A 13906-nucleotide genomic window follows, 5' to 3' on the forward strand; every position below is an offset into this window, starting at 1 on the left:
CGGATGCCGCTCAATGACATTCAGGACATCGAACGGCTAAAGAAGATCAACGCAGCTCTGGTTAGCCGCGTCGAACGTTCCATGGACCAGCAGGGCAATGCCTTCTCGCTGTTCCAGACGGCGATATCGCTGGAAAACCGGGTGCGCATGCGCACCGAGGAACTGCATTCCACGCTGCGCCGGCTGGAACAGTCGAACATGGCGCTTTCGGTCGCCAAGGAAAGCGCAGAACATGCCAACCTCTCAAAGACCCGGTTTCTGGCGGCTGCCAGCCATGATGTGCTGCAGCCGCTGAACGCGGCCCATTTGTCTGTTTCGGCGCTGGCCGAACTGCAGACTTCGGAAGAAGGCCGCAAACTGGTTCGTCAGGTCGAGCGTTCGCTGCAGACCATGGAAGACCTGCTGCATACACTGCTCGACATCTCGAAACTCGATGCCGGCGTGGTCGAACCTGAAACGACCGACGTCAATCTGGAAACGCTGTTTTCGGCACTGCGCTCCGACTTCCAGCCGATCGCCGAAACAAAAGGCCTGTCGCTCCGATTCCGGCCAGTGGCGATCGCTGTCCGGTCCGACCGCACGCTTTTGCGCCGTATCCTGCAAAACATCCTGTCCAACGCGCTCCGCTATACGCGACAAGGCGGCGTACTCGTCGGCACACGCCAGCGCGGCAACGTGATCCGCATCGACGTTGCAGATACGGGCTGCGGCATTCCCGAGGATCAGCGCGAGGCGGTGTTCGAGGAATTCCACCGTGGTACGCGCATGCCCGATGCCGAGTTGGCTGGCGGCGGGCTCGGGCTGGGACTTGCCATCGTCAAGCGCATGGCCGGCGCGCTCGGCCACCCGGTCACCTTCTCTTCCAAGGTCGGCCGCGGCACGATCTTTCATATCGACGTGCCGGTTTCCACCCATTCAGTTCCAGAACCCGGTACGGTCGAGACCGAACGCCAGCCTGGCTACGGCCTGTTCGGGACCAGGGTCCTGCTGGTTGAAAACGATATCGAAGTGCTGGCTGCCATGACCTCACTGCTGGAACGCTGGCAATGCACGGTGCGCGCGGCAACGTCGACCGACGAGGCGCTGGACGCGTTGGGCGATACCGATTGGGTGCCCGACATCATCATTGCCGACCAGCATCTGGAAGGCGGCGACCTCGGCACCATGACCGTTTCACAAGTGCGCGACTATCTCGGCCGTGCCGTGCCCGCCCTGCTCGTGACCGCCGATCCTTCGGAAAGTGTCATGAACGCCGCCCGCGCAGCAGGCATTGAATTCATGCGCAAGCCATTGAAACCGGCACAGTTGAGGGCATTGCTGGCGCATTTGTTGGCGTAGAAGGGCAGTTAAGGGAATAGGGCAATAAGGCAGATGGTGCTTTGCCTTACTGCCTTACTCCCCTACTGCCTCCCCCTAGAACCCCTGCTGATCCCGGAACAGCTCGGCGTTGTCGAGTTTCGACACTTCGATCACGGCCTGGGTGCGGCTGTAGACGTTGAGCTTGCGCAGGATTTCCGAGACGTGCGCTTTCACTGTCGTCTCGCCGACCTGCAATTCATAGGCAATCTGCTTGTTCAGCATGCCCTGGCGCAGCATCTGCAGCACCCGCAATTGCTGCGGAGTCAGGCGCGACAACCGCTGCACCATATCGGCACGATCGCTGCTTTCCGAATCGGGTTGCTCGGCGGTGTAAGTATCGGGCACATAGATCGCGCCCTCCATCACCGAGCGGATGGCAGCGGCAAGATCGTCCTTTCGCACCGATTTCGGAATAAAGCCCGCCGCACCATAGGACAGGGCTTCCGAAATGATCTTGGGATCCTCGTAACCGGAGACGATCACGACCGGCAGGTGAGGATAACGCGTGCGCAGCTGCAGCAATCCCTCGAAACCGTGAACATCCGGCATGGAAAGGTCCAGCAGCGCCAGATCGAATGGCAGGGCCTCGGCCAGCAACTCAACCGCCTCGCCGATCGAACGGGCCTCGACGGTGTCGACCTCGGGATAGGCCATGCGCACGGCGCTGTGCAAAGCCTCCCGAAACAGCGGGTGGTCGTCGATAATCAGAAATCTTGCGACTTCGCTCGCTGCACTCATGGCCGCACTCGCCCTGATCTCGGTCGTCATTGGCCAGCATACGCCCGCACCGACAATCCGTTCATTAGCCAATAGTACATTGGCAAGGAGATCGCGCCAGTGTGCCAGCCATAATCAACTGTTGATCGCGGAAGCTGGCATTTGCGAAAGCTGATGCCTTGCCCCTCGATCCAAAACAAACGAATGTGCGCGCGTTCGGCATGCCGGGTTTCGGCAGGGAAAGGATGTGGCATGAGCGCGTTTGCCTTGGCGGCACCAACGACACCGTCTGTCGCCATCGCTGGTTCTTCCAAGCGTTTCCCGGTGCGGCGCATCTTCTGCGTCGGCCGCAATTATGCCGCTCATGCCCGCGAGCTTGGCAATGACGAGCGCGATCCGCCCTTCTTCTTCACCAAGCCTGCCGATGCCGTGGTCGATTCGGGGCAAACGATCCCCTATCCGGCCCTCACGAAAAACCTGCATCATGAGATCGAGCTGGTCGCCGCCATCGGCAAGAGCGGCTTCCGCATCCCTGCGGCGCAAGCCCTGGATCATGTATGGGGATATGGCGTCGGCATCGACCTGACCCGTCGTGACTTGCAGGAGGAAGCAAAAAAGGCTGCAAGGCCATGGGATTGGGCTAAGGCTTTCGACCTCTCGGCCCCCTGCGGGCCTTTGACACCGGCGGTGCAATCCGGTCACCCTCAAAAGGGTCGCATCTGGCTCTCGGTGAACGACACGGTCAAGCAAGAAGGCGATCTTGCCGAGCTCATCTGGCCAATCGCCGACATCGTGGCGATCTGCAGCGAGGCGGTGGAGCTTCAGCCCGGTGATCTCATTTTCACCGGCACGCCAGCCGGCGTCGGTCCGCTGGTTGCAGGTGATCGCATCAACGGCGGCGTCGACGGCATCGGCACGATCCAACTCACAATAGGACAAGCGCGATGAGCGGAATCGTCCTGCACAATTACTATCGCTCCTCGACGTCGTACCGCGTCCGAATTGCGCTGGAGATGAAGGGTATCACCTACACCTATGTGCCGCACCACCTGCGCCACGGCGAGCATCTCGAGCCAGCCTATCTCTCGGTCAATCCGCAGGGGCTTGTGCCGGCGCTGATCTGGGACGATGGCACCTTGCTGACGCAATCGCTGGCCATCATCGAGTTTCTGGACGAGATCAGACCTGAGCCTGCATTGCTGCCCAAAGATGCTGCCGGCCGAGCCCGCGTGCGCATGCTTTCCCAGATGATCGCCTGCGACATCCATCCGGTGAACAATCTGCGCGTGCTGACCAGCCTTCGCACAGTGTTCGGCGCAGGCGACGAGGACGTCGTCAACTGGTTCCGGCATTGGGTCAATGAAGGCTTCCAACCTCTTGAAAAGATGTTGGCTTCCTCTCCGCAGACGGGAACGTTCTGTCATGGCGACACGCCAGGACTGGCCGACATCTGCCTTGTCGCGCAGGTTACCAACAACGGCCGCTTCGGCGTCGACATGAGCCCCTATCCGATCATCTCACGCATCAACGCCGCCTGCCTGGAGTTGCCCGCCTTCCAGAAGGCCGCACCGCAGAACCAGCCAGACGCGGAGGGCTAGGGCAGCTCACTGCACTCCCGAAGAAAAGACTTTGAACGGAGAATGCCAATGAAGGCCGTCGTGTTCGAGAAATTCGGGGAAACACCCGTGATCCGCACGGTGCCGGATCCCGTTCCCTCGCCCGACGGCGTCGTGATCAAGGTCGCCGCGACCGGACTCTGCCGCAGCGACTGGCATGGCTGGATGGGGCATGATCCCGACATCCGCCTGCCGCATGTGCCGGGACATGAACTTGCCGGCACCGTCGTGGCGGCTGGCCGCCAGGTGCGCAACTGGAAGGCCGGGGCGCGTGTGACCGTGCCCTTCGTTGCAGCCTGCGGACATTGTTTCGAGTGTGCCTCCGGTAATCACCAGGTGTGCGAGCACCAGTTCCAGCCCGGATTTTCGGCCTGGGGCTCCTATGCCGAATATGTCGCGATCGATCACGCCGATACCAATCTCGTCTCCATTCCCGAAGAAATGGATTTCGCCACCGCGGCCAGCCTCGGCTGCCGTTTCGTGACGTCCTTCCGTGCCGTCGTCGACCAGGGCCGCGTCACTCCGGGTGAATGGGTAGCTGTGCATGGCTGCGGCGGCGTCGGCTTGTCGGCCATCATGATCGCCAATGCCATGGGCGCCAATGTCGTCGCGATCGACCTCACCAACGAGAAACTCGAGCTGGCGAAGAAATTGGGGGCTGTCGCTACGATCAATGCTGCGGAGACGCCCAATGTGGTGAAAGCGGTCAAGCAGATCACCAATGGCGGCGCCCACATGTCGATGGACGCGCTCGGTCACCCGACCACGTCCTACAACTCGATCTCGAACCTGCGCCGCCGCGGCCGGCACGTTCAGGTCGGGCTGATGCTCGGCGACCACGCCAAGGCGGCGATCCCGATGGCCAAGGTCATCGCCCATGAACTCGAGATCCGTGGCAGCCACGGCATGCAGGCGTTCCGCTATGGCGCTATGATGGAAATGATCAAGACCGGCAAGCTGCGGCCTGACCTCCTGATCGGCAAGACCTACAGCCTCGACGAAGCACCGGCGGCGCTGATGGCCATGGGCAATTTCGAGGGCACCGGCATTGGGGTGGTGACACGGTTCTGAAGCATCGGCCCGAAAATCGGAGTCGATTTTCGGAAAGCACGATGCGTAGATAAAAGTGTTAGAGTGTCCTTCGCGCGTCCGAAAGGCCGCGCGGCGCTCTGATCGGTCATTCCCTCAGGAAAGCCTCGATCATCTCAGCTGACTGCTTCGGCTTGGTCACCAGGAACAGATGACCGTCGTCGAGCAATTCAAGCCGCGACCGGGGGATCATCGTGTTGAGCATTCTGGCATTGATCACCGGCACCAACGGATCGTCGGTACCGGCCATGATCAATGTCGGCTGGCGCAGCATCCACAGCCAAGGCAGGCTGGTCCAGCCGCTCATCGCGAAGAGCTGCAGGAAGTAGCCGTATTGCGAGGCTCCCTTCATGGCCGACGCATGGCGGTTGATCAGCGTCGGATCCTTGCGGAAATCGCCGCCGTAGATATCGGCAGCAATCGAGCGCATATAGCCTGGATCGGTGTAACGGCGCGGGCTCGCCATCTTGGAGAGCACGTTGGGAGCGCCCGGCACCATGGTGATCCCAGGCGCGGTGGCTGCCAGGATCAGCTTGCGGCAGACCGACGGGTACTGAAAGGCGAATTGCTGGGCGAGCCCTCCGCCCCATGACACGCCGGAAATGTCCAGCCTGTCATGGCCGAGGATTTCGCCGAGACGTTTTCCGAGACGCGCCAGTGTCGAAGGGCGATAGGGAAAGATCGGATTGGGTGAGCCGCCGACGCCCGGCACGTCGAAGATGATGCCGGTGGTGTCCGCCAGCGCTGCCATGAACGGTGCAGCCAGTTCAAGATTGGCGCCGATGCCGTTGAACATCATCAAAGGCGGACGGCTGGAACTGCCGTGACGGATACCGACGCGCAGCAGCTGCCCGTCGACATCGAACATCTTGATGTCCATCGCGCCGTCCGCCTTGGCCTTGCGTGCAGCCATCGCCATTCAGTCCGTCCCCGTTCGTTTCAAAGCTTTTGCGACGTCCCTGAGCAATCAGGGCTCGAACACGTATGTGCCCGGCGCTGCCCCCATTGGCTTGTGCTTGGCACTGCCCGGCGTCTTCGGCGCTGCGACCTCGGCGCCTGAACGCTCCTTGAGATGGGCCGCCCAGTCGAGCCACCAGCTGCCTTCGTGCTTTTCTGCCTTTGCCGTCCATGCATCGGCATCCTTTTCCTTCGTCCTGCCCTTCACATACCAGGCCTTCGGATTGCCGGGCGGGTTGAGCAGGCTCTGCAGGTGGCCGGAATTGGAGAGGATGAAGGTAGTGTTGTCGCCATAGAGCCGCGCGGTCTGGTAGACGGCTTTCCAAGGCGTGATGTGGTCGGTGGTGCCGCCGATGACGTAGGTATCGTGCTTCACCTTACCCATGTCGATCGGCACGCCGTGGATCGACATCTTGCCCGGATTCATGAACGGGTTGGTGAAGATGAGATCGAGGAAGTCGCCATGCAGCCGGGCCGGCAGGCGGGTGGTGTCGGCGTTCCAGTAGAGCACGTCAAAAGCCGGCGGGGCGTTGCCGAGCAGATAGTTGTTGACCCAATAGTTCCAGATCAGGTCGTTCGGCCGCATCCAGGCGAACATCTTCGCCATTTCATGGCCATCGAGGATGCCCCTCGCTTTCGACATCTGCTTGGCCGCCATGATCGTCTCGGGCGTCACCAGGGCCGCGAAATCCGAATCCGTGTCGGCTTGGGTGTTGAGCACGCAGACAGCCAGGATGACGGCGTTGATCTTCTCCTTCTTCTGCGCGGCCAGCCAGGCAACGTAGGTCGACAGCGTGATGCCGCCGGAGCACGAGCCCATGATGTTGACTGTATCGGCGCCGGTGATCTCGCGCGCAGCGTCGCAAGCCTCATCCAGCGCAGCGATATAGGTGTCGAGGCCCCAGTCGCGCTGTTCCGGCGTCGGGTTGCGCCAGGAAACGCAATAAGGCTGAATGCCGTGGCTGAGCAGGAATTTGATCATGCTCTTGTCCGGCGAAAGATCGACCGAATAATACTTGTTGATCTGCGGCGGCACTACCAGCAGCGGCCGCTGATAGACCTTCTCCGTCGTCGCGGTGTAGTGGACGAGCTCGAGCACTTCGTTCCTGAACACGACCGTGCCTGGACTGTTGGCAAGGTTCTCGCCCACCTTGAACTTGGAGGCATCGACCGAGGACGGGAGGCCGCCATTGCGCGTCATGTCGTCGAGGAAATTCTTCAGCCCGCTGACCGCACTTTTCCCGCCGGTATCCACCAGGGTCTTGATGGCGGTCGGGTTCAAGGCAGGGTTGTTGGAAGGCGCCATCGTGTCGACGAAGATGGATGTGATCAGCCGCGCACGCGCCGCGTCCTTCTCGGGCAGATCGGTCTTGGCGACCAACTCTGTCACTGACTTGCTCCAGGCGACATAGGACTGCATCACCGCCTTGTGCAGGCTGCTCGACTTCCAGGCCGGATCGGCGAACCGACGGTCCTTGGGATCGGCGGCAATTTCGGACTGGCCGGTGACGATCTTGCCGAACTCGCTGGCAAAGGCGAGCCATTGCTCGGCCAACGCCTGCGGGTGGCTGGCCAGTGCTTTCAGCACCGAGCCGGTTGCAGCTGCGATATCCTGCGTGCGCAGGCCGACAAGCGGATTGAGCGCCAGCGTGTTTTCGGCTGCCTCATCGGCAATCTGCTCGGCAAGCGGGCGCGTGTCTCTCGCCCTTTCCTCACCGCCACGCTTTTCGCCGTCCTTGCTGTCCTTCGCCGGCGCCTTCGCCATGGATTATCCTCCCGCTTTTCTCCGCCGCTCGTAGAACATGGCCAGAGTCTCGGCCATCAGCGCCGGTTTCTCCTCACCCTCGATCTCGATCGTGTTGGCGAATTTCATCAGGTACTGACCTGGGGCCTTGTCCTCCACCGAGATCAGCGAGGCACGCAGCCTGACCCGTGTGCCGACCCTGACCGGTGCCAGGAAACGCACCTTGTCCAGGCCGTAGTTGAAGACGGCCTGGGTGTTCTCAGGCACGACGTTCATCTGCTGGCTGAGACCGCCGATCAGCGACAGGCTCAGATAGCCATGCGCGATTGTCGTACGGAACGGACTTTCCTTCTTCGCTCGCTCGGGACTGGTGTGGATCCACTGCCGATCCTCGGTGCACTCGGCGAACTGGTCGATGCGGGTCTGATCGACCTCCACCCAATCGGAAACGCCAAGCTCCTGCCCGGTCATGGCCCGGAGCTGTTCGTAGGTCGGAGGTGACTTGCTCATTCCATCATTCCTGATTGTTTCAGCTGCCCCGTCCGACCATGAACGCGCCGCCCTGTCAATTCGGCGACAAGGCACTCATCGTGGCGCCGCCATCTCCTTGATCACCTGGTCGCGCAGCTCACGGCGCAGGATCTTGCCGACATTCGTACGCGGCAGATCGTCCCTGAACTCGATGTATTTCGGCTTCTTGTAGCCGGTAAGATGCTTGACGCAGAACTCCGCCAGCACCTCCTTGGTGAGAGTTGGATCTTTCCGCACCACGAACATCATCACCGCTTCGCCGGAATTCTTGTCCGGCACGCCGACGACAGCGGCTTCCAGGACACCCGGATGCAGCACGGCGACGGCCTCGACCTCGTTCGGATAGACGTTGAACCCCGAAACCAGGATCATGTCCTTCTTGCGGTCGACAATCCTCACATAGCCATTGTCGTCCATGATGCCGACATCACCGGATTTGAAGAAGCCGTCCGGCGTCATCACCTTCTCTGTCTCATCGGGCCGGTTCCAATAGCCGGACATGACTTGCGGCCCACGGATGGCGATCTCGCCGGGCTGACCATGCGGCACATCATGGCCGTCATCATCGAGGAGCCTGATCTCGACATTTGGCAAGGGCAAGCCGATCGTGCCGGTGTAGGCATCGTTGTCGGTTGGATTACAGGCGATACCGGAAGAGGTTTCAGACAGGCCATAGCCTTCGACGATCGGACAACCGGTCACCGCCAGCCATTTCCTGGCCACCGCCTCCTGCACCGCCATGCCGCCGCCATTGGCGATGCGGAACTGCGAGAAATCCAGCTTGGCGAATTCCGGATTGTTGGCGAGCGCGTTGAACAGCGTGTTGACGCCCGGCATGACGTGGAAGCGGTATTTTGCCATTTCCCTGATCGTCGCCGGGATATCGCGCGGATTGGGGATCAGCACATTGACCCCACCGGTACGCATCGCAAGCAGTCCGCAAGTGATGAAGGCGTAGACGTGATAGAGTGGCAGTGCGGTGATGAAGGTCAGCTGGCCGCTGATCGGCCTGCGTTTGAGACCAGGCTGCGTCCACGCTTCGGAAGCAAGCAGGTTGGCGATGATGGTGCGGTGGAGCAGCGTCGCCCCTTTGGAAACGCCGGTGGTGCCACCAGTATATTGCAGTACCGCCGCATCGTTGGGCCCGATTTCCGGCCGATCGAATTTCTTGCCCCTGCCTGCTGCCAGCGCAGCGCCGAAGCGCACCGCGCCGGGCAACGAAAAGGCCGGTATCGCCTTCTTGACCTTGCGCAACACCAGATTGGCGACCATGCCCTTCGGGAAACCCAGCAAATCGCCGACACTGGCCAAGACGACATGCTTGACGGGCGTGTTGCGGATGACCTCCTGCAAAGTGGCTGCGAAATTCTCGAGGATGACGATCGCCTGCGCGCCGGAATCGTTGAGCTGATGCTCCAGTTCGCGCGGCGTGTAGAGCGGGTTGACGTTGACCACGATGAAACCGGCACGCATGACGGCCGCGACTGCGATCGGATATTGCAGCACATTCGGCATCATGATGGCGACGCGGTCGCCGCGCTTCAAACCGAGCCCCTGCAGATAGGCCGCGAAATCGCGTGAAAGGCTGTCGACTTCGCCGAAGGTCAGGGCCTTGTCCATGAAGACATAGGCCTTTTCGTTCCTGTATTTCGCGAAGCTCTCTTCGAACAGCGCAACGACCGACGAATACTGATTGATGTCGACCTCGGCCGGCACGCCGGCAGGGTAATTCCTTACCCAGATACGCTCCATGCGCTCCTCCCCTGGATCGCGCTTTCCTACAATCTAGACGCGCAGGAAATGCTTGGGAAGCGGCACATAGTGTCTTAGGCGGCTCACAGTGATTACCCAGCGGAAACGTGTTGCGGCATGCAAGACCCGACCTCACCGTGCGGCAGCTTGCCTTTGCCCACGATCCGGCAAATGATCCGAAAAGGAGGGCCGGAGCGGCTATTGAGCGCTACGGTGGCCGGGAGGAACGCATGAAGCAGCTCGGCGGCATCGATGCCACCTTTCTCTACATGGAGACGCCGGAAACGCCGATGCATGTCGCCGGGCTGACGCTCTATGAGCCGCCCGCCGACCTTTCAGGCTCGTTCTACGACCACTTCAAGGAATTCTTCCTCACCCGTATGCATCTGGCGCCCATCTTCGAAAAGAAGCTCGCCCGCACGGTGCTGGAACTCGACCACCCGGCCTGGGTCGACGCCGGCGAGATCGACGTTTCGTATCATTTGCGCCGCGCGACCTTGGGCTCGCCGGGCAATTGGAAGCAGCTCGAGGACCTGGTTGGCGAACTGCATTCAACCCTGCTCGACCGCTCGCGGCCGCTTTGGCAGTTCACGGTGATCGATGGTCTCGAGGACGGCAATGTCGCCATCTACTCCAAGGTGCATCATGCCGCCATCGATGGCGGTGCCGGCATGGCGATCGCGGCAGCCCTCTATGACATGTCGCCCCAGCCGCGAAAGGTGAAGCCGCCAGAACCAAAACCAGCCGTCCGCAAGCCGACGATCGAGGAACGTGCCATCCTCGGCATCAATGATGTGGTGCAGAATGTTATGCGCCAGCAGATCAAAGCGCTGGAAGCCATGCCGCAGGTCCTCGGAACGCTGACGGACCTTCTCATCGCCAAAAGCGGCAGCGGAGAAGGCCTGCCTGGCATTCCCGACCTGTTGGCACCAAAGACGCCGTTCAATGTCACCATTACCGCGCAGCGATCTTTTGCAGCCCGCGCCTTGTCGCTGAGCGATGCCAAGACAATCGCCAAGGCGACGGGCACCAAGATCAACGACGTGGTGATGGCTGTGAGCGCTGGAGCGTTGCGCGCCTATCTGGAGGATCACGAAGCGCTACCGAAGAAACCGCTGGTGGCTTTCGTGCCAATTTCGCTGCGCCAGCCGGGCGACATGGACGCTTCCAACCAGGTTTTCGGCATGTTCTGCCCGATTGCCACGGAACTTGCCAATCCGCTGGAACGACTGATGAAGATCCGCAAAGACAGTGGTGATTCCAAGAGCTTGGCTGGAACTGTGAAAGACGTTTCACCGAAGGACTATACGCTGCTGGGTGCGCCGATCCTGTTCCCCGGCCTCGCCCAGCTCTATGGCCGTACCGGCCTCGCCGACGTGATGCCGTCGACCACAAACCTGACCATCTCCAATGTTCCTGGCCCTCCAATCCCGGTTTTCTGTGCCGGGGCCAAGGTGCTCGCGATGTTCCCCGTTTCGATCCCCATCCACGGCATCGCACTCAACATCACCGTGCAGAGCTATCAGGACCGGCTCGATTTCGGCATCACCGCCGACCGTCGCGCCGTACCCGACATCGATCACCTCGGCGACCTGTTGATCACGGCGATGGCGGAGCTCAAGGCGGCAGCCGAAAAGCTGCAGCCGCCTTCGCCGAAAGATGCAAAACGGTGAACCCGCTGCCGCTGCGGAAACCGTGCGCAATATTGCAGTTTTGTGAACAAAAGCGGCATAGTCTGCGTTGAGTGCAGCTGGAATCAACCGACGGGAGCCGTGATGGCCCACGCTGATACGCTGAAACCGCCTTCGCGACTGCTGTTCGCGCTTGAACTCAGGGCATTGCCCGAACTTGGCGGTTTCGTCGCCTCACTGCCACTTCTGACGGCGCTGGCGCCACGCGGCGACGGACATCCCGTGCTGGTGTTACCGGGCCTCGTCACCAGCGATCGCTCGACGGTGGCGCTGCGCGGTTTCCTGAAATCCAAGGGTTACGCCACCTATGGCTGGGATCTCGGCCGGAACTACGGCCCCTTGCCTGGGGTCGAGCGCAAGATGGTTGACCGCCTCAAGGCGCTGGCCGACAAGCATGGCCGCAAGGTGAGCCTCGTCGGCTGGAGCCTTGGCGGCATCTATGCGCGGCAACTCGCCAAGATGCTGCCCGACGAAGTCCGCCTGGTAATCACCTTGGGCAGTCCGTTCAACGGCGATCCGCGCGCAACCAACGCCTGGAAACTCTACGAGTTTACCTCTGGCCACAAGGTTGATGACCGCGAAGGCCATATGGGCGGCGCGATCTCGGAATCACCCGAGGTGCCGACGACGGCAATCTATAGCCGTACTGACGGCATCTGTGCCTGGCAGGCCTGCATGGAAAACGAACTGCCGCACACCGAGAGCATCGAGGTTGAAGCGAGCCATTGCGGCCTCGGCCATCACCCTGCAGCGGTCTATGCCATTGCCGACCGCCTGGCGCAGATCGAGGGCGAATGGAGACCTTTTGACCGCAGCGGCTTCAAGAGCCTGTTCTTTCCCGACCCGAAACGGAACTGAGACCGGCCGCTATTGTGGCCCAAGGCGCAGGCCTCTGCTACTCGGCCGCCTGCTGTTCCGGCACGTCGTCCAGCCGGTTGGGGTCCCCCGGCGCAGTCTCGCAACCGAGATCGGGAAACGCAACGACGCGCCGTCCGTGGAAATCGGTGCGCAATACAGCCAGGCCGCGCTCTTCGAAGAAAGACAGGAGCCGGCGTGCGCGGCGTGCCGACTGCGTGCCGTAGGCTCGCGCCAGCGCGGCATCGGAGGGACAGGGCGAGCCCGTCACCGCCGCCTGCGCGACGATCAGGAACACCGCCTGCAGATCCTCGGGAACGTCGGCGGAAAGCCCCAGCGCCTGCTGCCAGACATCGCTTGCTGCCGTTGTCTCGTCGATACCGGTCTTGGCGATGGCCAGCCGCCGCCGGAAGACCGAAAGCCCAAGGGGTTCACCTGGTACGCGGCGAATACGGCAACGCACCAGGAAATCCTGGTAAAGCAATGAATCCGCTCTGAAAGCAGTATCCGGATCTTCAACGATCTCCGCCAGAACCGCCTTGATCAGCGCCTCGCGCTCGACCTCGTCGAACAGGGTCGGCGCCGGCTCCGAAGTCGCAGCCTGCTCAGGCAATGCACGCGACAGCTGCTCCAGGATGTCAGCGGTGGGTGTCGGCGCGGGCGGGCGTGGACGACGCACCACCGGCTGGCGCAACTCCTCCGGGCTCGGCGTCAGGATCAGGCTCTCGACATCCTCGATCGCCTCCGGCAGCGGAGTCAGCTTGGGGCTGACCGAGCGCGCCGAAGTCTCGACCGTGCCGATGGCGACCGGCAGTGGCCGCCGCGACATGGCTGGCCCCAGCGCCACGAAATTGCCACGCGCCAGATCACGAAACATCTCCGCCTGGCGCCGTTCCATGCCGAGCAGATCGGCAGCGCGTGCCATGTCGATGTCGAGGAAGGTGCGCCCCATCAGGAAGTTGGAAGCTTCCGCCGCCACGTTCTTGGCCAGCTTGGCTAGGCGCTGCGTGGCGATGACGCCGGCAAGGCCGCGCTTGCGGCCGCGACACATCAGGTTGGTCATGGCGCCGAGCGAGACCTTGCGTGCTTCGTCGGAAACCTCACCGGCCACCGCCGGCGCAAACAGCTGAGCCTCGTCCACCACCACCAGCACGGGGTACCAGTAGTCACGCTCGGCATCGAACATGCCGTTGAGAAAGGCGGCGGCGCCACGCATCTGCTGTTCGACGTCGAGACCTTCCAGATTGAGCACGACCGAAGCGCGATGCTGGCGAATGCGGCCGGCAATGCCCGTGAGTTCAGCTTCCGTGCGCTGCGCGTCGACCACGACATGGCCAAAACGGTCGGCGAGCGTAACGAAATCGCCTTCCGGATCGATCACCACCTGCTGAACCCAGGGCGCGCTCTGTTCGAGCAGACGGCGCAGGAGATGCGATTTACCAGAGCCGGAATTGCCTTGCACCAGCAGGCGCGTCGCCAGCAATTCTTCAAGATCGAGCGTGGCGGCCGCGCCCGACGCCGTCCCCATCTCGATGGCTACCTTCATTCAAAACCCCGGCCCAATTCTAGAGCGTTTCCGCATTGTCGGAAACGCT

General features: G+C 61.6%; 12 protein-coding genes. 6 read left to right on the top strand and 6 right to left on the bottom strand.

The window, feature by feature from the left end; genetic code table 11:
• Nucleotides 1-3 precede the first annotated feature (3 nt).
• A complete protein-coding gene (locus AO692_RS27415; RefSeq protein ID WP_054313227.1) occupies nt 4-1338 on the top strand; it encodes a hybrid sensor histidine kinase/response regulator in 1335 nt (444 codons plus the stop codon).
• Between the two features lie 75 nt (nt 1339-1413).
• Here AO692_RS27415 and AO692_RS27420 read toward each other — a convergent pair whose 3' ends face one another.
• Nucleotides 1414-2097, bottom strand: a complete 684-nt coding sequence (locus AO692_RS27420; RefSeq protein WP_054313260.1) for a response regulator transcription factor — start codon at nt 2095-2097, stop codon at nt 1414-1416.
• Between the two features lie 231 nt (nt 2098-2328).
• On the opposite strand from AO692_RS27420, the gene AO692_RS27425 reads away from it, so the two are divergent.
• From AO692_RS27425 to AO692_RS27435, 3 genes are read left to right on the top strand one after another with little or no spacing between them, the layout of a single operon-like run.
• Nucleotides 2329-3024 carry a fumarylacetoacetate hydrolase family protein gene (locus AO692_RS27425; protein WP_054313228.1) on the top strand — a complete coding sequence of 232 codons (696 nt, stop codon included), beginning with the start codon at nt 2329-2331 and terminating at the stop codon, nt 3022-3024.
• On the top strand, nt 3021-3674 hold the full coding sequence (gene maiA, locus AO692_RS27430) for a maleylacetoacetate isomerase (RefSeq protein WP_054313229.1): 654 nt from the start codon (nt 3021-3023) through the stop codon (nt 3672-3674). The genes AO692_RS27425 and maiA overlap by 4 nt, the downstream gene beginning before the upstream one ends.
• Nucleotides 3675-3722: 48 nt before the next feature.
• Nucleotides 3723-4763 carry a zinc-dependent alcohol dehydrogenase family protein gene (locus tag AO692_RS27435; protein ID WP_054313230.1) on the top strand — a complete coding sequence of 347 codons (1041 nt, stop codon included), beginning with the start codon at nt 3723-3725 and terminating at the stop codon, nt 4761-4763.
• 106 nt (nt 4764-4869) lie between these two features.
• Here the strand turns inward: AO692_RS27435 and phaZ are convergent, their stop codons facing one another.
• From phaZ to AO692_RS27455, 4 genes are all read right to left on the bottom strand, one after another.
• Nucleotides 4870-5700 (bottom strand): poly(3-hydroxyalkanoate) depolymerase, encoded by an 831-nt coding sequence (phaZ, locus tag AO692_RS27440; protein WP_054313231.1) that lies wholly within the window; start codon nt 5698-5700, stop codon nt 4870-4872.
• 48 nt (nt 5701-5748) lie between these two features.
• Nucleotides 5749-7503 carry an alpha/beta fold hydrolase gene (locus AO692_RS27445; RefSeq protein WP_082407589.1) on the bottom strand — a complete coding sequence of 585 codons (1755 nt, stop codon included), beginning with the start codon at nt 7501-7503 and terminating at the stop codon, nt 5749-5751.
• Between the two features lie 3 nt (nt 7504-7506).
• The gene (locus tag AO692_RS27450; protein ID WP_054313232.1) at nt 7507-7992 is read right to left on the bottom strand and encodes a MaoC family dehydratase; all 486 of its coding nucleotides are present in this window, start codon (nt 7990-7992) and stop codon (nt 7507-7509) included.
• 75 nt (nt 7993-8067) lie between these two features.
• Nucleotides 8068-9765 (bottom strand): long-chain-fatty-acid--CoA ligase, encoded by a 1698-nt coding sequence (locus AO692_RS27455; RefSeq protein ID WP_054313233.1) that lies wholly within the window; start codon nt 9763-9765, stop codon nt 8068-8070.
• A 230-nt stretch (nt 9766-9995) separates the two neighbouring features.
• Between AO692_RS27455 and AO692_RS27460 the strand changes: the two genes are divergently transcribed.
• Both AO692_RS27460 and AO692_RS27465 read left to right on the top strand, forming a co-directional pair.
• Nucleotides 9996-11438 (top strand): wax ester/triacylglycerol synthase family O-acyltransferase, encoded by a 1443-nt coding sequence (locus AO692_RS27460; protein ID WP_054313234.1) that lies wholly within the window; start codon nt 9996-9998, stop codon nt 11436-11438.
• Between the two features lie 99 nt (nt 11439-11537).
• On the top strand, nt 11538-12314 hold the full coding sequence (locus tag AO692_RS27465; protein ID WP_054313235.1) for an alpha/beta hydrolase: 777 nt from the start codon (nt 11538-11540) through the stop codon (nt 12312-12314).
• A 37-nt stretch (nt 12315-12351) separates the two neighbouring features.
• On the opposite strand, the gene AO692_RS27470 is transcribed toward AO692_RS27465, so the two are convergent.
• On the bottom strand, nt 12352-13857 hold the full coding sequence (locus AO692_RS27470) for an ATP-binding protein (protein ID WP_054313236.1): 1506 nt from the start codon (nt 13855-13857) through the stop codon (nt 12352-12354).
• Nucleotides 13858-13906: the final 49 nt, after the last annotated feature.

Origin of the sequence: Mesorhizobium sp. 1M-11 (assembly GCF_001303895.1) — a bacterium.
Lineage (GTDB): Bacteria > Pseudomonadota > Alphaproteobacteria > Rhizobiales > Rhizobiaceae > Mesorhizobium.